This window comes from Mycobacterium sp. NGS34 (genome assembly GCF_059812845.1).
In genome coordinates this window covers 63,449-83,772 of the sequence record NZ_JCALDM010000006.1, presented here as the reverse complement: position 1 = coordinate 83,772, position 20,324 = coordinate 63,449, and the positions used below count along the sequence as shown (strand labels likewise).

At 69.1% G+C, this 20,324-nt stretch carries 22 protein-coding genes; 13 read left to right on the top strand and 9 right to left on the bottom strand.

Annotated elements, in window-relative coordinates; translation table 11 throughout:
* Positions 1 to 4 precede the first annotated feature (4 nt).
* Positions 5 to 1,801 (bottom strand): molybdopterin-dependent oxidoreductase, encoded by a 1,797-nt coding sequence (locus tag AC5Y7V_RS16565; RefSeq protein WP_499881127.1) that lies wholly within the window; start codon positions 1,799 to 1,801, stop codon positions 5 to 7.
* A gap of 211 nt (positions 1,802 to 2,012) precedes the next feature.
* On the opposite strand from AC5Y7V_RS16565, the gene AC5Y7V_RS16560 reads away from it, so the two are divergent.
* Complete coding sequence (locus AC5Y7V_RS16560; RefSeq protein WP_499881126.1) at positions 2,013 to 2,531, top strand: Rv2253 family sensor-like surface protein; 519 nt, start codon at positions 2,013 to 2,015, stop codon at positions 2,529 to 2,531.
* Here AC5Y7V_RS16560 and AC5Y7V_RS16555 read toward each other — a convergent pair.
* From AC5Y7V_RS16555 to AC5Y7V_RS16545, 3 genes are all read right to left on the bottom strand, one after another.
* A complete protein-coding gene (locus AC5Y7V_RS16555) occupies positions 2,528 to 3,040 on the bottom strand; it encodes a DUF3145 domain-containing protein (protein WP_499881125.1) in 513 nt (170 codons plus the stop codon). The genes AC5Y7V_RS16560 and AC5Y7V_RS16555 overlap by 4 nt on opposite strands.
* A gap of 123 nt (positions 3,041 to 3,163) precedes the next feature.
* Positions 3,164 to 3,988, bottom strand: coding sequence for a serine hydrolase domain-containing protein (locus tag AC5Y7V_RS16550; protein ID WP_499881124.1), 825 nt, complete (start codon positions 3,986 to 3,988; stop codon positions 3,164 to 3,166).
* Complete coding sequence (locus AC5Y7V_RS16545; protein WP_499881391.1) at positions 3,988 to 5,007, bottom strand: class I SAM-dependent methyltransferase; 1,020 nt, start codon at positions 5,005 to 5,007, stop codon at positions 3,988 to 3,990. Before AC5Y7V_RS16545 ends, AC5Y7V_RS16550 begins: the two co-directional genes overlap by 1 nt.
* A gap of 168 nt (positions 5,008 to 5,175) precedes the next feature.
* Between AC5Y7V_RS16545 and AC5Y7V_RS16540 the strand changes: the two genes are divergently transcribed.
* The 8 genes from AC5Y7V_RS16540 to AC5Y7V_RS16505 all read left to right on the top strand — a co-directional run bounded on the left by AC5Y7V_RS16540 (position 5,176) and on the right by AC5Y7V_RS16505 (position 10,848).
* The gene (locus AC5Y7V_RS16540) at positions 5,176 to 6,261 is read left to right on the top strand and encodes an S-(hydroxymethyl)mycothiol dehydrogenase (RefSeq protein WP_499881123.1); all 1,086 of its coding nucleotides are present in this window, start codon (positions 5,176 to 5,178) and stop codon (positions 6,259 to 6,261) included.
* A complete protein-coding gene (locus AC5Y7V_RS16535) occupies positions 6,261 to 6,884 on the top strand; it encodes an MBL fold metallo-hydrolase (protein WP_499881122.1) in 624 nt (207 codons plus the stop codon). Before AC5Y7V_RS16540 ends, AC5Y7V_RS16535 begins: the two co-directional genes overlap by 1 nt.
* Before the next feature lie 76 nt (positions 6,885 to 6,960).
* On the top strand, positions 6,961 to 7,599 hold the full coding sequence (locus tag AC5Y7V_RS16530) for an NAD(P)-dependent oxidoreductase (protein ID WP_499881121.1): 639 nt from the start codon (positions 6,961 to 6,963) through the stop codon (positions 7,597 to 7,599).
* 44 nt (positions 7,600 to 7,643) lie between these two features.
* Positions 7,644 to 8,117, top strand: a complete 474-nt coding sequence (locus AC5Y7V_RS16525; protein WP_499881120.1) for a MarR family winged helix-turn-helix transcriptional regulator — start codon at positions 7,644 to 7,646, stop codon at positions 8,115 to 8,117.
* Between the two features lie 108 nt (positions 8,118 to 8,225).
* Positions 8,226 to 8,594 carry a DoxX family protein gene (locus AC5Y7V_RS16520; protein ID WP_499881119.1) on the top strand — a complete coding sequence of 123 codons (369 nt, stop codon included), beginning with the start codon at positions 8,226 to 8,228 and terminating at the stop codon, positions 8,592 to 8,594.
* 1 nt (position 8,595) lies between these two features.
* Positions 8,596 to 9,000: a hypothetical protein gene (locus AC5Y7V_RS16515; protein ID WP_499881118.1), complete on the top strand. Its 405-nt coding sequence runs from the start codon at positions 8,596 to 8,598 to the stop codon at positions 8,998 to 9,000.
* Entirely contained in the window at positions 8,997 to 10,538 is a 1,542-nt protein-coding gene (locus tag AC5Y7V_RS16510; RefSeq protein ID WP_499881117.1) for a multicopper oxidase family protein, read from the top strand. Before AC5Y7V_RS16515 ends, AC5Y7V_RS16510 begins: the two co-directional genes overlap by 4 nt.
* 37 nt (positions 10,539 to 10,575) lie before the next feature.
* Positions 10,576 to 10,848 (top strand): hypothetical protein, encoded by a 273-nt coding sequence (locus AC5Y7V_RS16505; protein ID WP_499881116.1) that lies wholly within the window; start codon positions 10,576 to 10,578, stop codon positions 10,846 to 10,848.
* Positions 10,849 to 10,950: 102 nt separating this feature from the next.
* Here the strand turns inward: AC5Y7V_RS16505 and AC5Y7V_RS16500 are convergent, their stop codons facing one another.
* The 3 genes from AC5Y7V_RS16500 to lnt all read right to left on the bottom strand — a co-directional run bounded on the left by AC5Y7V_RS16500 (position 10,951) and on the right by lnt (position 14,339).
* Positions 10,951 to 12,108: a PE family protein gene (locus AC5Y7V_RS16500; RefSeq protein WP_499881115.1), complete on the bottom strand. Its 1,158-nt coding sequence runs from the start codon at positions 12,106 to 12,108 to the stop codon at positions 10,951 to 10,953.
* A 69-nt stretch (positions 12,109 to 12,177) separates the two neighbouring features.
* Positions 12,178 to 12,897 carry an SHOCT domain-containing protein gene (locus tag AC5Y7V_RS16495; protein WP_499881114.1) on the bottom strand — a complete coding sequence of 240 codons (720 nt, stop codon included), beginning with the start codon at positions 12,895 to 12,897 and terminating at the stop codon, positions 12,178 to 12,180.
* Positions 12,894 to 14,339, bottom strand: coding sequence for an apolipoprotein N-acyltransferase (gene lnt, locus AC5Y7V_RS16490; RefSeq protein ID WP_499881390.1), 1,446 nt, complete (start codon positions 14,337 to 14,339; stop codon positions 12,894 to 12,896). Before lnt ends, AC5Y7V_RS16495 begins: the two co-directional genes overlap by 4 nt.
* Positions 14,340 to 14,428: 89 nt before the next feature.
* On the opposite strand from lnt, the gene AC5Y7V_RS16485 reads away from it, so the two are divergent.
* From AC5Y7V_RS16485 to AC5Y7V_RS16475, 3 genes are all read left to right on the top strand, one after another.
* Positions 14,429 to 15,373 carry an SDR family oxidoreductase gene (locus AC5Y7V_RS16485; protein WP_499881113.1) on the top strand — a complete coding sequence of 315 codons (945 nt, stop codon included), beginning with the start codon at positions 14,429 to 14,431 and terminating at the stop codon, positions 15,371 to 15,373.
* 25 nt (positions 15,374 to 15,398) lie between these two features.
* Positions 15,399 to 16,505: a class I SAM-dependent methyltransferase gene (locus AC5Y7V_RS16480; RefSeq protein WP_499881112.1), complete on the top strand. Its 1,107-nt coding sequence runs from the start codon at positions 15,399 to 15,401 to the stop codon at positions 16,503 to 16,505.
* A gap of 72 nt (positions 16,506 to 16,577) precedes the next feature.
* On the top strand, positions 16,578 to 17,000 hold the full coding sequence (locus tag AC5Y7V_RS16475) for a hypothetical protein (RefSeq protein WP_499881111.1): 423 nt from the start codon (positions 16,578 to 16,580) through the stop codon (positions 16,998 to 17,000).
* Position 17,001: 1 nt separating this feature from the next.
* Here the strand turns inward: AC5Y7V_RS16475 and AC5Y7V_RS16470 are convergent, their stop codons facing one another.
* Positions 17,002 to 18,690, bottom strand: coding sequence for an Hsp70 family protein (locus AC5Y7V_RS16470; RefSeq protein ID WP_499881110.1), 1,689 nt, complete (start codon positions 18,688 to 18,690; stop codon positions 17,002 to 17,004).
* 115 nt (positions 18,691 to 18,805) lie between these two features.
* Positions 18,806 to 19,891, bottom strand: coding sequence for an NAD(P)H-dependent amine dehydrogenase family protein (locus AC5Y7V_RS16465; protein WP_499881109.1), 1,086 nt, complete (start codon positions 19,889 to 19,891; stop codon positions 18,806 to 18,808).
* A gap of 76 nt (positions 19,892 to 19,967) precedes the next feature.
* Here AC5Y7V_RS16465 and AC5Y7V_RS16460 point away from each other — a divergent pair, with 76 nt between their 5' ends.
* Positions 19,968 to 20,315, top strand: a complete 348-nt coding sequence (locus AC5Y7V_RS16460) for an MmpS family transport accessory protein (RefSeq protein ID WP_499881108.1) — start codon at positions 19,968 to 19,970, stop codon at positions 20,313 to 20,315.
* Positions 20,316 to 20,324: the final 9 nt, after the last annotated feature.

Here is a 20,324-nt window from a genome sequence, read left to right as displayed (position 1 = left end):
AGTACTAAATGGTCTGATGTCGCCCGAAGAATTCGTGGTCTTCGTTGTAACCGCCGTAACCGCTACCCACCTCGGAGTAGTGCGCGATGAACTCAATGCCCTTGAGCCACTTCACATGCCGGAATCCGTGCTGCAATTCATTGCGCAGCCGCAGTGGCGCCCCGTGACCGTAGCTAACCGGTTCGCCGTTCATGTCGTAGGCCAGCATCGTCAGATGATGGCGCATCTGGGCGATCGGGTGCGCGACGTAGTAGATCCCCCCGTCCGCGCCGGGGCCCAGCGAGTAGAACACCACCCATTTCGCAGTGGGCAGCGGTTTGACGATGTCCATGATCGTCTGCATCGACACGCCGCCCCATTTGGCCACACCCGACCAGCCCTGGATACAGAAGTGTTGGGTGATCTGTTCGTGGTAGGGCAAGTCACGCAGGTCGGCCAGCGAGAACTCGGTGGGGTTCTCGACCAGGCCGTAGACCCGCAGCCGCCAATCCACGAAGTTGTGCTTTTCCAACTCCTTGTACTCGACGGTTTCCGGGTAAGTGCCGTTGTGCCAGAAGTATGGCGAGATGTCCCTTTCGGTGAACGCACCCGGCCGCGGGTTGGTGTGCTCGAACAGCCGCTGCAGCGGCCCGATGAGCGCGTCGCCGACGCGCTGCACCACTCGCGGGTGGCGATAGGTGAACGGGGTGGCGGCCACCCAGCCGACGGTCACGATCACCATGGCCGCCACGAAGACCCAGAAACCCGCCCAGCTGTTGTCATCGCGGGCGGCGAACATGTGGTTGAGGTTGCGGACGGCAGCGGTGGCGAAGACCATCGTGACGTGCATGACGATGAACATCACGAAATACACCAAGACGAGGAAGTGCAGTGAGCGTGCGTGCTGAATGCTCAACCGTTTGCTGATCACGGTGAGGCGCATCGAAAGTGCCGGGGACATGCCAAGCGCGGTGATGACCGCGAGCGGTGCCGCGATGAAGACGGTCGTGAAGTACGTCAACAACTGCAGCGCGTTGTAGGCCACCCACGTGTTGTCGGTGGGCCAATCCAGCGACAGGTATTGGAACGCAACCGATACGGCATTGGGAAAGACGTCCCAGCTGGTCGGCACGATGTGTCGCCATTGACCGGTAGCGAACAGCAGCGCATAGAAGACCGCGCCGTTGAGGAGCCACAGAACGTCAACCCCGAGATGCCACCATCGCGCCAGCCCGATGGAATGGCGGATCCCGGGCAATCCCAACTGGCCGGGCAGGCCAACCGAGTCGTCCTTGGCCGTCCACAGCGGGTCATCCGGCACCGGCTTGGCTACTCGCAGCCACTCGTCCTTGCCCGGCGTGGCGTTGCGACTTAAGTACAGCCGCGGATGATCGCAGAGGATCTGAATACCGGAACGGATGATGAACGTCATCAGGAACAGGTTGAAAAAGTGGCTCCACCCGACCCACGCCGGTATGCCGGGGCTCACGCCGGAAGGCACATGGGTTCCGGGATAACGCTGGATGAACGCCCGCACTGCCGGGATGTCGTGCAGGCCTTTGGCCGCGGCCACCGCCACGACGAGTACGGCGACACCCATGGGGATCAGCCACAGCACGTTTAACCACTTATCGCGGCCCACCCGCAGTCGCGGCACGATGGCCCGCTTGTCCTCGATGCCGCCGGCCCATGTCTCCGGATTGACGACGTTCTCCGCTGGCCGCAGCTCTGTGCGGTACCCCGCGGCGACTCTGGACGAATCGGCGTCCCCGCCAGCACTACCACTTTGGACCTGGGATACGCGGAGTTCGTTGTCGGACATGCCGTCTCGTGCCTAACGTAATTTTCACAAACATGTATGTATAAACTCTAACGCCTGACGTGGCCGATCGCGACGGTCGGTCCGAGTGATTCCACTCACCAATCGGTGCCGTTCCTCAATCCTGCCGACCTCTGATCGCGGGATCACGGCGTTGTAACAACTCGGACACCGAAAGCGACATCTTGATATACCTGCTCATCGGGGAGAAAAGATGTTGGGACACCGCAAGACCGCGCTGCTCGCGTTGGGGGCTGCGTCGCTGGGCTTTTCTCTGGCTGTTGCACCTACGGCTTTCGCCGGCGCGGCCTCGTCCTGGGACGGGCCCTATCTGATGACCTTCTCAGCCAACCAAAAAGTCGGCACCAGTCTGGCGGCCCGCCAGCCCGAATACGCCCAACGGGCCAGCTACTCCTTCACTTCGAGCTGCTCAACGGGCGTGTGTGTCGCCGCGGTCAGCAACCCGCCGGCACCCAAGAACCCCTACATGCAGCAATCGGTCCAGTACGCCTGGAACGGGTCCCAGTGGGTGCAGCAGATCAACCGGCAATGGGATTGCCCACTGTTCGGCGGCATGGTCGAACACGACGCGGCGAGGTCCATAACGGCTCTGACGCCGAGCCCCGACGGCAGCCTGACCGGCGTGCTTCACATGGACATCTTGAACGGCGCGTGCAAGGGCAGTGTCGAAATGCCCGTGACCGCCACCCCGTTTAGCCCGCCGGTCGTCTAACCGACGCCCCGGCTGAGCCAGGTCACCTCGCCGGCGTCGCCGCCATCGCGATACACCTCGAGCGCCTCGTCCCACGCCGTCCCCAGCACCGAATCCAGCTCGGCGGCCAGATAGTCGGCGCCCTGCGCCATCATCGACCGCAGCCGCATCTCGCCGACCATGACGTCGCCGTTGGCGCTCATCGACCCGCTCCACAGGCCGAGCTGCGGGGTGTGGCTGAACCGCTGCCCGTCGACCCCCGGGCTCGCGTCCTCGGTGACCTCGAACCGCAGCACCGACCAGGAGCGCAGGGCGTTGGCCAACCGGGCGCCGGTACCCACCGGCCCCACCCAGTTGGTGACCGCGCGCAGCTGCCCGGGCATCGCCGGCTGCGGCGTCCAGACCAGGTTGGCCCTGGACTGCAGGGTCGACGACAACGCCCACTCGACATGCGGGCACACCGCCGCGGGCGAGGCGTGGACGTACACCACGCCGGTCGTCACGTCGGCAAATTGATTCGACGCACGCATCTCCTGCTCCTTCGGTTCCACGAGGGACGTCTTCCCCAACGACCTGGTGGACCCGTGTAAGCGGGATGCATCTAATTTTTTGTGTCCTGCGTGTCTATTGTGCCCTCTGATGCCCCTGTTGCGCTAGTGTGCGGAGTGGTCAAATATCACTGCATCTGAAAGCGCAGGCCACGGCTCGAGCGCCCACTCGCCGAAATCGCGGTCCGTGAGCACCACCAGCGCCAGCTCCGCCTCCGGATCCGCCCAGATAAACCCGCCTGACTGGCCGAAATGCCCGAACGTCCGCGCCGAGTTGCGCGACCCCGTCCAGTGCGGCGACTTGGCGTCCCGGATCTCGAAACCCAGGCCCCAATCGTTGGGCCGCTGCACCCCGTAGCCGGGCAGCACCCCGTCCAGGCCGGGAAATTGCACGGTCGTGGCCTCGGCGTGCAGCTGCGGCGACACCGTGGCCGGGCGCAACAGCTCACGAGCGAAGACCGCCAGGTCGGCAACCGTGGACGTCACGCCGAACCCGGCGGCCGCCGCGCCGCCGTTCAGCCGGGTCGTGGCCATGCCGAGCGGTTCGCACACCGCCTCGGCGAGGTAGCGGCCGAATTCGATCCCCGACCCCGCCTCCAGCGTCTCGGCCAGCACGGTGAAGCCCTGATTTGAATACATCCGGCGGGTGCCCGGCTTGGCAAGCACCCGATCGTTGTGCATCGCCAGGCCCGACGCGTGCGCCAGCAGGTGCCGGACCGTGGCGCCGGGCGGGCCCGCCGGGGTGTCCAGCTCGACGACCCCCTCCTCGACGGCGACCTGCGCGGCCCGGGCCACCAGCGGCTTCGTGACCGAGGCCAGCTCGAAGACGCGCCCGGTGTCGCCGTAACTGGCCAACACCCCGCCGGGCCCGACGACCGCGGCGGCCGCGGCCGTCACCGGCCAGTCGGCAATGCGCTCGAGAGCCGCCATCACTTCCGGGCGATGTAGTAGTTGTTGATCGGGTCGCCCTCGACCTCGGTCACCCGGACGTCGTCGAACCCGGCGTCGGCGAGCATCGAGGTGGCCAGCTGCGTCCCCCACGCGGTGCCCAGCCCGACGCCGTCTAGCGCCAGCGACACCGTCATGCAGTGCATCAACGACACGGTGTAGAGGTAGGTGCTCATCGGGACGTCGACGTTCTCCTCGAGCCGGCTCGACGCCTTGATGTCGGCCATCAGGAAGACGCCGCCGGGTCGCAGCGCGCGGTAGATGTTCGCCAGCACCCGCGCGGGCTGCGCCTGATCGTGGATGGCGTCGAACGTGGTGATGACGTCATAGGCGTCCTGTTTGTCCAGGTCGGTCAGATTGTGCGCCTCGAACGAGGCGTTGGTCAGGCCGAGGCGGGCCGCCTCGGCGACGCCGCTCGCGATCGCCTCGTCGGAGAAGTCGATGCCGGTGAAACGGCTCGCCGGGAACGCCTGCGCCATCACGTTGATCGCGTGTCCGCTGCCGCAGCCGAAGTCGGCCACGTCGGCCCCGGCGCGCAGGCGGTCCGGCAGGCCGTCGACCAACGGCAGCACGACGTCGACGAGCGCGATGTCGAAAACCGCGGCGCTCTGCTCGGCCATCAGCGCGTGGAAGCGCGGGAACTCGCTGTACGGCAGCCCGCCGCCCGCGCGGAAGCAGTCGACGATCTTCTGCTCCACCTCGCCGAGGTGCGGGATGAACAGCGCCACCAGGGCAAGGTTGTGCGGGCCGGCGGCACGCGTCAGCGCGGCCGCCCGATGCGCGGGCAACGTGTAGGTGGCGGTGGCCGGGTCGTACTCGACGACGTGCCCGGTGACCATGCCGCCGAGCCACTCCCGCACATAGCGTTCGTTGAGGCCGGCGGCCTCGGCGATCTGCGCGCTGGTGGCGGGCGGCAGCCCGGCCAGCGTGTCCAGCAGGCCGGTCTGGTGCCCGATGCTCAGCAGAAGGGTCAGGCTCGCGCCGTCGATGGCGGCGACCATTCGCCCGGCGAATTCCTCGGTGGTTTCGCTAGCCGTCACGCTGAGCGACGCTACACCCGCGCAATCGGGCGCCGAGTCTGCGCTCAGCGCGTGCATTTCGGCGGGACGGGCGATCTCAGCGCAGACTCGACGACACCGCGCGGCGGGCCCAACAGTAGGTTGGTGCCCATGAGTCAGACAGTGCGCGGCGTGATTTCACGCAAGAAGGGCGAACCCGTCGAGCTGGTCGACATCGTCGTCCCCGACCCCGGACCCGGTGAGGCGGTGGTCGACGTCATCGCCTGCGGGGTCTGCCACACCGACCTGACCTACCGCGAGGGCGGCATCAACGACGAGTATCCGTTCCTGCTGGGCCACGAGGCCGCCGGCCGCGTCGAAGCGGTCGGGCCGGGCGTGACGGCCGTCGAGCCCGGCGACTTCGTGATCCTGAACTGGCGCGCCGTGTGCGGGCAGTGCCGGGCCTGCAAGCGCGGCCGCCCGCACCTGTGTTTCGACACGTTCAACGCCGAACAGAAGATGACGCTGACCGACGGCACCGAACTGACGCCGGCGCTGGGCATCGGGGCGTTCGCCGACAAGACGCTGGTGCATTCCGGCCAATGCACCAAGGTCGACCCGCAGGCCGACCCCGCCGTCGCCGGCCTGCTGGGCTGCGGCGTGATGGCCGGCATCGGCGCCGCCATCAACACCGGGGCCGTGACCCGCGACGACACCGTCGCCGTGATCGGTTGCGGCGGTGTGGGCGACGCCGCAATCGCGGGGGCCGCGCTGGTCGGGGCCCGGCAGATCATCGCCGTCGACACCGACAACACGAAGCTGGACCTGGCCCGCAAGTTCGGCGCCACCCACACGATCAACGCCCGCGAATTCGACGTGGTGAAGACGATCCAGGACCTCACCGACGGCTTCGGCGTCAACGTGGCGATCGACGCCGTGGGCCGGCCCGAAACCTGGCAACAGGCCTTCTACGCCCGCGACCTTGCGGGAACCGTTGTGCTGGTTGGTGTCCCGACGCCCGACATGCGCCTGGAGATGCCGCTGGTGGACTTCTTCAGCCACGGCGGGTCGCTGAAGTCGTCGTGGTACGGCGACTGCCTGCCCGAGCGCGACTTCCCCACCCTGATCGACCTGTACCTGCAGGGCCGGCTGCCGTTGGACAAGTTCGTCTCCGAGCGCATCGGGCTCGACGACGTCGAGGAGGCGTTCCACAAGATGCATGGCGGCACGGTGTTGCGTTCGGTGGTGTTGCTCTGATGGTGAGTATCGATCGGGTGGTGACCCACGGCACGTTCGAATTAGACGGCGGCAGTTGGGAAGTCGACAACAACATCTGGCTGATCGGCGACAATTCCAATGTCGTGGTGTTCGACGCCGCCCACGACGCGGCGCCGATCGTCGAGGCCGTGGACGGCCGCCACGTTGTCGCGGTGGTGTGCACGCACGGGCACAATGACCACGTGACGGTCGCGCCGGAACTCGGCGAGACGCTCGACGCGCCCGTGCTGCTGCATCCAGCCGACGAGGTGCTCTGGCGAATGACGCACCCGGACAAGGGCTTCCGCTCGATTTCCGACGGCCTGACGCTGAGCGTGGGAGGGACGGAACTGCGGGCGCTGCACACCCCGGGCCACTCCCCCGGATCGGTGTGCTGGTATTCGCATGACCTGGGCGTCGTGTTCAGCGGTGACACCCTGTTCTCCGGCGGTCCCGGCGCGACCGGCCGCTCGTACTCCGACTTCCCGACGATCCTGCAGTCCATCTCCGAACGCCTCGGCACGCTGCCCGGCGACACCGTCGTGCACACCGGCCACGGCGACAGCACCACCATCGGCGACGAGATCGTGCACTACGAGGAGTGGGTGGCCCGGGGCCACTAGGTCACGATCAATTCCGTCATATTCGTGTATTGTCACGATTGGTGATAATCTTGCGTCGGCAACGAGGAGGCGGAGCATGAAGATCACCGTGTTCGGGGCGACCGGCGGCGTCGGCCGCGAGCTCGTAAAGCAAGGGCTGCGACGCGGTTACGGCGTGACCGCCGTCGTCCGCGATGCCGGCCGGCTCGGCGTGACAGACCCAGCGCTGGACGTCGTCACCGTCACCGCGCTGGACGATCCAGGTACCCTCATCCCCGCGATCCGCGGCAGCGACGCCGTGCTGTCGGCGCTCGGCCCGCGTGGACGAAAAGACGGCCCCGTCGTGAGCAGCAGCACCCGCGCGATCCTGGCGGCGATGAATGCCTGCTCGACAAAGCGATTCGTCGCCGTCAGCGCGCTCCCCGTGGGCCCGACGGCCGACGGCGAGCGCCTGATGACGCGCTGGGTGTTGCTTCCGGTGCTGAAAACCGTGCTGGGAAACGTCTATGCCGACCTCGCCGAGATGGAATCCCTCTTGCAGCACAGCGAGATCGACTGGACCGTCGTGCGTCCGCCGCGGCTCGTGGACCAACCCCTCACCGGCAATTACCGCACGGTGGTGGGCGCCAACGTGGCCCGCGGCTCGGCCATCTCCAGGGCGGACGTCGCGCACTCCATGCTCGACGCTCTGGGATCGGCGCGGACATTCCGGCAGCCGCTCGGCGTGGCGTACTGATTATCCTGACGCTTGACAATCCCGGCCGGTGTTAGCCTTGGCCGATGACTGAACAGGGCTCCGGCATCACCGAACTCGACGAACGGATCCCGTTTCTGCTTTCGCAGCTGGGCGCGCATGTGAGCAGCGATTTCCAGCGCCGGCTGGCGCCGATCGGAGCCGACCCGCGCACGTATGCGGTGCTGCTGGCATTGGCCAGTTCCGACGGGCAGTCGCAGCGCGAGCTTTCCGAGCGCCTCGGCATTCACCGCAACGCCATGGTCATGGTCATCGACGGCCTCGAGCAACGCGGACTGGCCAAACGGCTGACCCATCCCGACGACAGACGGGCGGTGGCCGTGACGCTCACCGCCAAGGCCCGCCGCCTGCTGCCGGCCCTGGACGACCAGGGCCGCGAGCTCGAAGACGAGATCGCCGCGCCGCTGTCCGCCAAGGAGCGGGCCACGCTGCGGGGACTCCTACAGCGAGTCGCCGCCGGGGCGGGGCTCATCCCGGGAGTTCACCCGCGGTTGGGTTGACCACCGAGCGCCCCACCATTCGGATGGCCAGGGGTCTGGCGTCGCGCATTATTGTCACATATTATGATGATCATAATTAGTGATTAATTACTCCGATAGGAGAGCGACGTGCACACCGCATATCTCGTGGTAACGCTCACCGCGATCGCCTTCGATGGATTCTCCGGCGTCGCGGCGCTGGTTCACTTCGCGCCGATTCTTCCGGGGATGGCAAGCGCGGGGGTGGCGGTCTCGTGGCTGAGGTTTCCCATCGGCACGCTGAAGACGCTGGGCACCGTGGGACTCGTTGTCGGCCTGTGGGTTCCGGCGATCGGCATCGCGGCCGCGGCGGGACTGGTCATCTTCTTCGTCTGCGCCGTCTACACCCACGTGCTCGCCCACGACATCACCGGCCAGATGATGTTCGGCGCGTTCCTGCTCGCGCTCAACTGCGCCGCCCTGACGGCCGCGATCGCCGCCCACCCGGGGGTCTTGTGACATGGCCGCGCGTGCACCATTGCTGCTGGCGCGGTTCAGCACCGCGTTGATGGTCGCCTGGGCGCTCACGCAGGCGATCTTGGCGGGCAACTTCCTCGGCGGCCAATACGACGCGCTGCGGCTGCACGCGCTCGGCGCCCGAGCGATCACCATCACCTCGGCGGCGCAGATCCTGATCCTGGCCTGGGTCTGGCGCGGCACCCGCCGACGGGGCCCGTTCTTCGCGGGCGTCGTCCAGACCCTGCTGCTCGTCGCCGAGTTCGCGACCGGCGAGCTGCGCCTCACCGCCCTGCACATCCCGCTCGGTGTGCTGTTGGTCGCCGGGATCGTCCAACTGGTGACGATGATCTGGCGCATCCCCCTGCCCTCGCGACGCGCCGTCGCCGGCGTCGAGGCGACGCGATGAACCGCCGCGCCGTGCTGCGCGCGGGCCTGCTCACCGCGGGTGTGGGCGTCGTCGGCGCCGCGCTGCCGGCGGCGCAATCGGCGCTGGGGCCCGCCGAGCCGGGCACGCTGCTGGCGAGCCGGGCGCCGCTGCCGCCGCGCTATCAGATGCCGCTGCCCATACCGGCCCGGCTGGCCCCCCACGAAACCGACGGCACGATGGACTATTACACCATCACCCAGCGGGTCGCCGACTTGGCGATCCTGCCCGGCCTGACCACGCAAGCGTGGACGTACGGGGGCACGTTTCCCGGACCGACCATCGAGTCGCGGTCGGGCCGGCGGACCGCGATCCGCCATCACAATGCGCTGCCGGTTCCCGTCGCGGTGCACCTGCATGGCGGTCACACCCCACCGGACAGCGATGGGTACCCGCTCGACCTGATCGAGCCGCATGGGACGCACGCCGCCGCCGGCCACCCCGGCATGCCCAACATGTCGCGCGATTCCGTTGTCGGGCAGCGTGAATACGTCTACCCGACGCAGCAACGCGCGGCCACCCTCTGGTACCACGACCATCGCATGGGCTACACCGGTCAGGCCGTCTGGCGCGGACTCGCCGGTTTCCACATCGTCCGCGACGACGAAGAGGACGCGCTGCCACTGCCGAGGGGCCGCCGCGACATACCGCTGATGATCACCGACCGGTCCTTCGGCGCCGACGGCTCGTTCCAGTACCCGACCACACAGGACGGCGACGTCGCCCTCCCCTACATGAACGGCGTGCTCGGCGACGTCGTCTTGGTTAATGGGGCGCCCTGGCCGGTGCTGGAAACCGACCCCGCGCGGTACCGATTCCGGGTGCTCAACGCCTCCAACGCGCGCCGGTACCGGCTGCAGCTCGACCCGCCGCCGCCCGGCAGGTCCGCGTTCACCCAAATAGGAAGTGACGGCGGCCTGCTGCGCGCACCGATCAACCACGACGCGGTCGACATCGCCCCAGCCGAACGGTTCGACCTCGTCGTCGACTTCTCCCGCTACCCGGCGGGAACCCGGGTGCGGCTCACCAATGCGCTTGGGACACAGTCCGCCTCGGAGATCATGCGCTTCGACATCGTCGGCTCCGACCGATCCGACGACACGACCATTCCCGAGAAACTCAGCGAAAGCTACGCGCCGCTGGAGCCCGCTCGCGCGGTGGCCACCCGCACCTTCCTGTTCGGACAGGGCCGCGCCGGCATCTGGACGATCAACAACAAGCCGTATAAGCCGGGCGTTCCGCTGGCCACGCCGCGCCTGGGCGATGTCGAAATCTGGCGCTTCATCACCGACATCCGCCACCCGATCCATGTGCATCTCAACCACTTCCAGGTGCTGTCGCGCAACAACAGGGCGCCGGGCCGCTACGATCGCGGATGGAAAGACACCGTCGATGTCGCGCCGTCCGGGGCGGTGGAGGTCGTCGTCCAATTCACCGACTACCGCGGCACGTACCTTGTGCATTGCCACAACCTCGAGCACGAGGACATGGCCATGATGGCCGACTTTGTCACGCTCTGAGTCGCCGAAACGGCTCGGGCCGACGAAGATTGAGGGCGTGGACGATAGGGCCGAATCAGACCTGGCGTGGGAACTCGCTGATGCGGTCAGCTCGCTACTCACCGACCGCGACCGCAACCGGATTTACGCCGCAATCGGTTCGGGCGAGTGCTACGCCGCGATCGACACGGCGCTGCAGACCATGGCACAGCGGCGTGCGTCGATGCCTGCCGAGCTCACGGCCAAGCTCACTGACTGGCTCGGCGCCTACGCGTACAGCGCCGACGCTCCCCGGCTGCACGGACTGCTGCGTGCCACCGCGGTGCGCTGATGCCTTCCCGACCCCGCGAGCCTAACCTCAGTGCGAAATTTCGCGCCGGATTTCGCACTGAGGTTAGGCTCGCGACAAAGACAGTCGCCCTTCAGCGAGTCATTAATTCCCGGGCGGGCGAAGGCCGAGGGCGCCCAGGAGTTCCTCGCGCCCCCACGGCTTGCTAATCGCGGCCTCGCGAAGTTCGTTGCGCCACTCTTCCCTGTCCCGCAACCCCAACCGCAGCTTTCCGCGCAACCCCCGCAGGCGCGGTATCCGCAACGGCGGTATGGGAATGGGCAGTGCCGGTTTGTCGCGGTCCGCGTCGCTCGGGTGGTCGCCGGGCTGCGCCGGGCCGCCCTGGTGTAGCGCCTTGGGGGCCGTCGGGATGGGCGGGGCGGCCGGCGCCGGCGCCGCGGCGGAGGCGGCCGGTGCCACCGGTTCACCCAGGCCGCCGACGGCCGCGGCGTGGCCGCCGGCGCCCTCCGCGCCCAGCCCCGCGAACATCGGCGAAACCGGGTAGCCGGCCGCCATGGCGGCGGGCGCCGCCGGCGCCGTCGCAGCGCCCGGCACGAATGGCGCGGCCGGTCCCGCCGGTGCCCAAGCGGCCGGGGCGGCCGCCGCGGCACTGGCTCCGCCGGCGCTCACGACGCCAACGCCACCCTGGTCGGCGGGCGCGGCGGACCCGGCGGACCCGCCCCCGCCGCCGCCACCGGCGCCGCCGTCACCCGCGGTGGCGCCGTTAGGGCCGCCCCCCGCATTGCCGGCTTGCGGGCCAGCGGCCGCGGCACCGTGGCCGTCGCCGCCGGCTGCGCCGACCCCGGCGCCCGCGTGGTTGCCGGCGACGGGCGCGGGTGCGGCGCCACTGGTGAGGGGCGCGTTCGTGCCGCCGTGTTGCGCGGCATCCACCGCCCCGTGGGCGCCGTTGCCGATCAGGTGCCCGGCGGGAGTCTGGCTGGCCGCGCCGATCATTTCCTGCACCTTCTGCAGCGGTGAGGCGTTGACGGTTTCGGTACCGGCATACGCTCCCGCGCTTTCGCGCAGGGCCTGCACGAACTGGTTGTGGTAGTACGCGGCTTGGGCGCCGGCGGCCTGATAGGCCTTGGAGTGCGCGGAGAACAGCGCCGACACGAACGCCGACACCGCATCGCCGCCGGGAGCTTCAACTCCCGCGGTCCCCGCGGCTGCGCTCGAATTGGCCGCGCTTATCGTCGACCCGACCGAGGCCAAGTCCCCGGCCGCGGCGGCCAACATGTGCGGCGTGGCGGTCACGTGCGACATGAGCTACCTCCCAGCCCAGCTGCCAGGATCGTAGCGCGGCCGGAACGAACATCCTAGGGTTCGCACGAATCAATGCCCCTCGAGGATGCGGCGCTTCTCGGCCTCGAACTCCTCGGGCGTCAACGCGCCGGAATCCCGCAGCGCCGCCAACGTTTTGAGCCGCTCGAGGCGGATGCCCTCGTCGCCGGGTTCTATCGGCGCGGACACGGGCGCCGGCGGTTGGTAGAACGGGTTGGCCGCCACCACCGCCTTGCGCCGGGTGCGGGACAGCCACATGCCCGACAGGATCGAATCGACCAGTCCCACCACGAACAGGCCGACGAACAGCCACACCAGAAAGCCGTAGGAACTCTTGTGGCCGAAGGCCAGTCGCGGGTTGATGTATCCGTTGACCTGACCGTCGGTCGTGATGTTGTAGGTGCCGGCGACGGGGATCTGGGCCACCCACACCCGCACGTGCGCGTCGTTGTTGACCGTCGTTGTGCTGCCGATGTTTTCACTGACCGCCGGCTGCGCGACCCCCTCGGGCGGCGCGATCGTGACCCCGAGCGGCGGCACCGGCAGGCCGCCGTTGGAGCTGCCGACGACCAGGGCGTGCAGGCTGACGGTGACCTCGCCGGCGGGTAGGTACAGGCTGTTCGACCCCGGGATCGGCACCTCGCCGTAGGCGTTGTATTTGTCCAGAAAGAACGCGTTGAGCACCAGCGCGACGATGAAGCCGCCCACCGACACGACCATCAGCACGACGGCGGCGGACAGCGAAGCCTTCGCGAGCCCTCTGCTGGTCATCCACGCAGTGTGGCATCGCGGGCCAGGCGATGCCAGCGAAAAAGCCCAAAGCCAACGAGGATCACCAACGCCAGCACCGGCACCCAGTCGCCGAGCCGTTGGTAGGGCGTGACGGTCGATCCCAACGGCACCGCGACGACGGTCACGCCCCGGAATCCCGACGGGCACCAGGCCAGGCGGTGGCCCCGCGCGTCGAAGGCAGAGCTGTCGCCGGACAATCCGACGTGCACCGCGGGCCGGCCCGCCTCGACGGCGCGCACCGCGGGCTGGGCAGCCAGCTGCGGCTGCGCCCAACTGCCCTGGAACGACGACGTGGAGCTCTGATACACCAGGAACCCGGCGCCCAGCTGCGCCTCCCGCCGGGCCAGGTCGGAGAACAGGGTCTCGTAGCTGACGAGCGGCCCGATGGGCAGGTCGCCCGCGCGCAGCACCGCCGGGCCGGTCCCGCGTTGCCGATCCTCGGCGGCGGCCCGGCTGTGCCGGGTGATCCAGCCGAAAAGCGGTCGCAGCGGGACGTATTCGCCGAATGGCACCAGCCGGGTCTTGCGGTAGCTGCCCAACACTCCGCGCTCGCCAACGAGGACGGCCGACTTGTAGATCCCGCCGCCCGGCGCGGGCGCGTCGACGTTGACCAGCAGGTCGGCGCCCACCCGCCGCGACAGGTCGGCGAGCCGGGCCAACACCTCCGGATGGCCGCCAAGGTCGGATCCCACGCTGCTTTCCCCCCAGACGACCAGATCGACCCGCTGGCCGGCGAGCCGCGCGGTAAGCGCCTCGCCCGCCGCCTCGCGAGAGCCGGAGTCGGCGATGTCACCGGGCTGCACCAGCGCCACGCGTGCCGTCGCGCCGCCGGCCGGCGCGGGGCCCAGCACATACCACAAAGGGCCGAGCGAGACGCACGCCACCGCACAGCCCAACGCCAGCGCACGGCCCAACCCGCGATGCACCAGCACGCCCACGACAGCCGTATTGCACGCGGCCACAAGGAAACTCGTCAACCACACCCCGCCCAGCGATGCCGACGCCAGCGTCACGGGCTGCGCGGCCTGCGACGCGCCGAGCGGCGCCCACGAACCGCCCAGCGGCGGCCAGGACCGCACGACCTCGGCCAACACCCACGCGCTCGGCAACACCACCACGGCCCCGACCGTTCGCCGAAAGCCGACGGGCCCGGACAACAACCGCTGCGCCAGCCACCCCCAGGGCAGCCACAGCGCACCCACCCCGATTGCCAACAGCACCAGCAGTGGGCCGACGCTGGTCACCAGCCAGTACTGGGTGGCCAGCACAAACCCGGCGACACCGCACCACGCCCGCACCGCCCCCGCCCACGCGGACGGCGCCGCGCGCACCAGCAGTAGCAGCGGAACCAGGCCGACCCAGGCCAGCCACCACCACGTCGGCGCCGGGAAGGCGAGCGCGGGCAGCGCGCCGAGCACCAACGCGGCGATCAGATTGCCGCAGGGGTTCGCTGACCGCGACACAAAGAGCAGACTAGGACGGGGCTGACACCGACCAAGGAGTGATACGCATGGCCAACGATCTCGTCGCCACGGTGCCCGACCTGTCGGGCAAGCTGGCAATCGTCACCGGGGCCAACAGCGGCCTGGGCTTCGGACTCGCCCGGCGCCTGTCGGCTGCCGGCGCCGACGTCGTGATGGCGATCCGCAACCGCGCCAAAGGGGAAAAGGCGATCGAAGAAATCCACGCCACAGTTCCCGACGCCAAGCTGACCATCAAGGCGCTCGACCTGTCGTCGCTGGCCTCGGTCGCCGCGCTGGGCGAACAGCTCAACGCCGAGGGCCGCCCCATCGACATCCTGATCAACAACGCCGGCGTCATGACGCCTCCCGAACGCGACACCACCGCCGACGGCTTCGAATTGCAGTTCGGCAGCAACCATCTCGGGCATTTCGCGCTGACCGGTCACGTGCTGCCGCTGTTGCGCGCCGCCGACAAAGCCCGCGTCGTCTCGCTGAGCAGCCTCGCGGCCCGCCAGAGTGGCAAGATCCACTTCGACGACCCGCAGTTCGAGAAGTCCTACGCCGCCATGTCGGCCTACGGACAGTCGAAGCTGGCCGTGCTGATGTTCGCGCTCGAGCTGGACCGGCGCAGCCGCGCGGGCGGCTGGGGCATCGTGTCCAACGCCGCGCACCCCGGCCTGACCAAGACCAACCTGCAGATCGCCGGGCCCTCGCACGGCCGCGAACAGCCCGCGCTGATGGAGCGGCTGTACAAGGCGTCCTGGCGCTTCACGCCGTTCTTGTGGCAGGAGATCGACGCGGGCATCCTGCCGGCGCTGTACGCGGCCGCCGCACCGCACGCCGAGGGCGGCGCGTTCTACGGGCCCCGCGGGTTCCAGGAGCTGGCCGGCGGCGGGGTCGCCCTGGCCCGGGTGCCCAAGCTCGCCCGCAACGAGGACGACTGCCGGCGCCTGTGGGAGTTGTCCGAGCAGCTCACCGGAGTCAGCTACTAGAAGGCCGACTGACTATCGTTGGTGCATGAGGCCGGAACGGCGACTGCCCGAGTCGAGCATCGTGGTCCGGCCAGAGCCGACGGACAGCGCGACATACACCCAGTCATCCCGGCTGCAGGCCGCCGGCCTGGCCCAGGGCATCGCGCTGTTCGAGCGCGCCGCCGAGCAGGTGCCGATCCCCGCGGCGCCCCAGCCGATCGTCATCGCCGACTACGGCGCCGCCAACGGGCACAATTCGCTGAAGCCGATGTCGGCCGGCATCGCGGTGCTGCGCCGGCGGACCCGGCACGACCACGCGATCCTGGTGGCGCACACCGATGTGCCCGACAACGACTTCACCGCGCTGTTTCGGACCCTGTCCGACGACCCGGACAGCTATTTGCACACGGACACAACGAGTTTCGCCTCGGCGATCGGCCGGTCCTTCTACGGCCAGATCCTGCCGTCGAACGCGGTCAACCTCGGCTGGACGTCGTGGGCGACCCAGTGGGTCAGCCGGATCCCCTGCGAGCTACACGATCACGTGCACGTGGGCTACAGCAGCGACGAGGCGGCCCGCGCCGCCTACGCGAATCAGGCCGCGGTCGACTGGAACGACTTCGTCGCGTTCCGGGGCCGCGAGTTGGTTCCCGAGGGGCGGCTGGTGGTGATGACGTCGGGCGTCGACGAGGACGGCACGTCCGGGTTCCGGCCGCTGCTCGACGCGATCGTCGCGGCGCTGGCCGATCAGGCGCGCGACGGCCTGCTCGACGAGGACGAGCGGCGCCGCATGGCCATCCCCACGTTCGCCCGCGGCGAGAAGGACTTTCGCGCGCCGTTCGCGCCGAGCGGGCGGTTCGAGGGCCTGACGATCGAGCATCTCGAGATGTTCAACGCCGAGGACCGATTCTGGGCCCGCCTCCAAATTGACGACGACGCAAATGCTTTCGGCGCGCAATGGGCGGCCTTCGCGCGGGCCGCGCTCTTCCCGGCCCTGGTGGGCGGCCTAAACGGCGGCGCCGGCGACCCGCGCGCGGCCGCGTTCGTCGAGCAGCTGGAGAGCGCCGTTGCTGGACGTCTGTCAAGCGCGCCGCAGGCCATGCGGATTCCGATCGCCACGGTGGTGCTGGTCAAGCGCGGCCGATCGCAGTGACGAGAGTTTCGACACGACACCAGAGCGGGTAACCCCCGGGGATAGTCGCTGCGACTCCGAGGGGGTACGTCCATGAGCGTGCAGAACGACAAAGAGACTGGCCAGGAAGAAGACCAGCGGGCAACCGACCAGGAGTCGGGCGAAAAAGACGACCGGCAGCCGCTAACCGAAAAGCCGGAGCCGAACGAGGAACACAAGGAAAAGGCCGCCGAGATGATGACGGCCTACGAGGACCGCCCCACCCTGGTGCTGCCGGGTTCCGCCGCGATGGTGACGGGCACCGCGGTCAACGATTGGCTGGACGACGACGGCAACCCGAAAAGCGAGACGCCCGACGACGGCGGCTCACAAGCCGGCTCGGAACAGCAGGACGACGAAGGCAGGGACCGCGAGGCCTACAAGGAGCAAGTCGAAAAGGACAAGGCCCTCAACGAGGAGCTGAAGAAGGCCGCGGCCGAGGAGAACAAGGGCGAAAAGCGCCCAACCGGAAGCTGATTCAGTGCAGCCGCGGAGCGAGCTCGCCCAATAGCGTCGGGATTTCCGGGAAGCCCGGGATCGGCTCGTTGATCCCGGGGATCGGTGGCAGGGCGGGAATGGCGGGTAGTCGCGGGATCCGCGGTATGGGCGGCGCGGCCGCCGCGGGCGGCGGCTCCGGCGGCGCGGGCGGGGCGGCCGGCGCCGGAACCGGCTCCTGAGCCGCGGGCGGTGCGGGCGCATCCGTCGGGGGCGGCGGCGCGGGTTCGACGCTAGGCGGGGGCGGCGCCTGGGTCGTCGGCGCGGGCGGCGGCGGCGACGGCGCGGGGGATGCCGGGGTCGTGTTGCCCGGCGTCGGGGCGGGCTTGCTGCTGGACCCCAGGCCGATGGCCATCGCGGCGCCCACCAGCGCGATCGTCAACAAGGCGCCGATGATCACCACCAACGCCAGCCGGCGCCACAGACGGCCAGAGCTCTTGGGTTCCGCGGGCGAGGGCTCGGACTGCGCGGGCGCCGGGCTCCCCGACGTGGGGCCCGCGCCGGTGGCGTCCGACCAGGCCATCGCCGGCGACGTTTTCAACGCGGGCGCCTCGGCCGTCGCCGTCGCGGTCCCACCCATGCGACGACCCGGCCAGGCTCGCGCGGTCGCCGGTGCCGGCGCCGTCGCCGGGGCAGCCTGCGCGGCGGCTGGGATCAGCACGGTCGCGGTGTTGTCCGAAGAATCCGACGCGGCCCGCAACGCGCCCCCGATGGCGGCGGTCAGCTGGGGCCGCGGCGTCGTGATGACCGGGACCCGGAAATGCCCCGACAGGGTCGTGGTGACCGCCGGGATACTCGCCCCACCGCCCACCGAGACAACCGCGGCAAGATCGCGAATCCCGTTGCGCCGCAACGCGTCATCCAGCACCGCCACGAAGTTGGTCAGCGGCTCGCGGATCGCGTCCTCGAGTTCGGTTCTGGTGAGCCGGATGTCGCTGACGTTCAGGGCGGTCTCCGTGCTCGACGAGAGCTGCTCCTTGGCGCCGCGGCAGCCGCTGCGCAGCGGGCTCAGCGAGCCGACGCTCGGCGCGTCGGCCAGGACGGCGGTGAGCAGCGCCTGGTCGATCATGTCGCCGGAGAAATCGGGATACCGGACCGTCGGTGCGAGGGCCCGGTAGTTGCCGGCGGCGTCCATCAGCGTGACGCTGGTGCCGCTGCCGCCGAAATCGCACACGGCCACGGTGCCGCGCGCGGGAATGCCCGGATTGGCGCGCACCGCGAACAGCGTCGCGGCGGCATCGGGGATCAGCACCAGCGGCTTCGCGGGATCCGACCATTCGGACACGCCGCCCAGCGCCACGCCGAGGGCGTGCACGGCGTGGTCGGACCAGTGGGCGGGATAGGTCACCGCGACGCCGTCGGGCAGCGGGCGGCCGGCGGTGGCCGCGTACGCGAGGGCACGCATCGCGTCGGCGATCAAGGCGTCGCTGCGGTGCACCGAGCCGTCGGCGGCCACGATTCCCGCCGGGTCCCCGATCCGGCCCACGAAGCCGGTGACGACCACGCCCGGCTCGTCGAGCCTGGGGTTTTCCGAGGGCACGCCCACCTCGGGCGCGCGCTGGCGATAGAGCGTGAGGACCGGCTTGCGCGTGATCGCGAGGTTGGCGGTCGCGGCCGCGAGGTTGGTGGAACCGATCGACAAGCCCAGCCCGGGCCTAGCACTATCCACCATGTATCAATCCCCACGTTCAAGCGGCATCTAGATCGTGCCGCCAGAACCTATAGCCAGTCTCTGCGCATGCTATGCGTGAGCTGTATAACGGCGCAGCCGTCGCTATGTCGCCCCGTCAGCGAATGGAGCCGGCCCCCGCGATCAGCGGGAGGTCGAGCGGGGTGACCCAGCCGGGGCGCAGGTCGTTGACCGCCGGCACGGCGTTGAGCGCCCGCATCCCGGTGGCCAGGCACCCGGCCGTCGCCGGGTCGCGGCCCGAGCCGTCGGTGAACCGGAACGCGGTCTCCTGGAAGATGCTCGGGGTGCCCTCGATGTCCACCCGGTAGACGTCGTTGTCGTGGCCCGACGGCCAGTCGGGGGCGGCGTCGTTGCCGATCCGGTTGACGTGCTCGAGCTGGATGCGCGTCTCGCCCTTGTAGATCCCGTTGATGGTGAACCGGACGGCCGCGACGTGCCCGGGCTTGATGATGCCCTTGACCGTGGTGCGCTCGGTGGGCGTCACCCACTTGTCCCAGGTGGTGGTGATCTCGTCGAGCATGATGCCCGCCGCGTGCGCGATCATCGGCACGGTGGCGCCCCACGCGAAGATCAGCACGCTGGGATTTTCCAGCATCGGGCTGTATTCGGGCTCGCGGCCGATGCCCATCTCGACCTCGTAGTCACCCTCGTAGTTGGTGTAGTCCAGCAGCTCCGACGCGCGCACCCGGCGCACCTCCGAGCAGACGCCCATCAGCGTCATGGGGAACAGGTCGTTGGCGAAACCCGGGTCGATGCCGGTGGTGAAGCACGACGATCCGCCCAGCTCACACGCCTCGGTGATGGGCTCGATCCAGTTGGGCGGGTTGAGGTGCATGGTCGGCCACACCCACGGCGTCATCGCGGTCGAGCAGACGTCGATGCCGGCCCGCAGGAACCGGGTGATCAGCGCGATGTTGGCGTCGGCGTGCATCGCCGTCGGGCCGTAGTGCACCAGCGCGTCGGGCCGCAGCGCGATCAGCGCGTCGACGTCGTCGGTCGCGATGATGCCCACCGGTTCGGGCAGCCCGCAGATGTCGCCGACGTCGCGGCCGATCTTGTTGGGGTTGCTGACGCCGACGCCCACCAACTCGAACAGTGGGTGCTTGACGATCTCGGCGATCACCATGCTGCCGACGAATCCGGTGCCCCAGACCACCACGCGCTTTGGGTCGTGTCCCGACATACACACCTTCCTGAGCCTCAAGCCCCCGGTTCACCCTATAGACCAGGCGATGTTTGTGGTGACACGATGTGAAACCATGACCAGTCATCTGCGCGGGCCCTCGATCCTGTTGGCGATCGGCGTCGGGCTCGCTAACGCGGGCGGCGTGGCCGGCGCCGTGCCCGACAACCCCCGCGTCGTCTACGAGGTGAGCGGCCCCGGCGTCGCCGAATACATCTCCTACCAGTCCGACAACGGCCAGCAGCACGCGGTGAACGTCAAGCTGCCCTGGTCGACCCAGTTCACCGGATTCGGCGGCGAGGTGTTCGCGCTCAGCGCCCAGGGGCCGGGTCCCATCTCGTGCAAGATCAAGCTCGACGGCAACGTGGTCAGCGACGCGACGGCGACGACGGGGGCGCCGGCCAGAACCGTGTGTACGCACTGATAGCGGCCG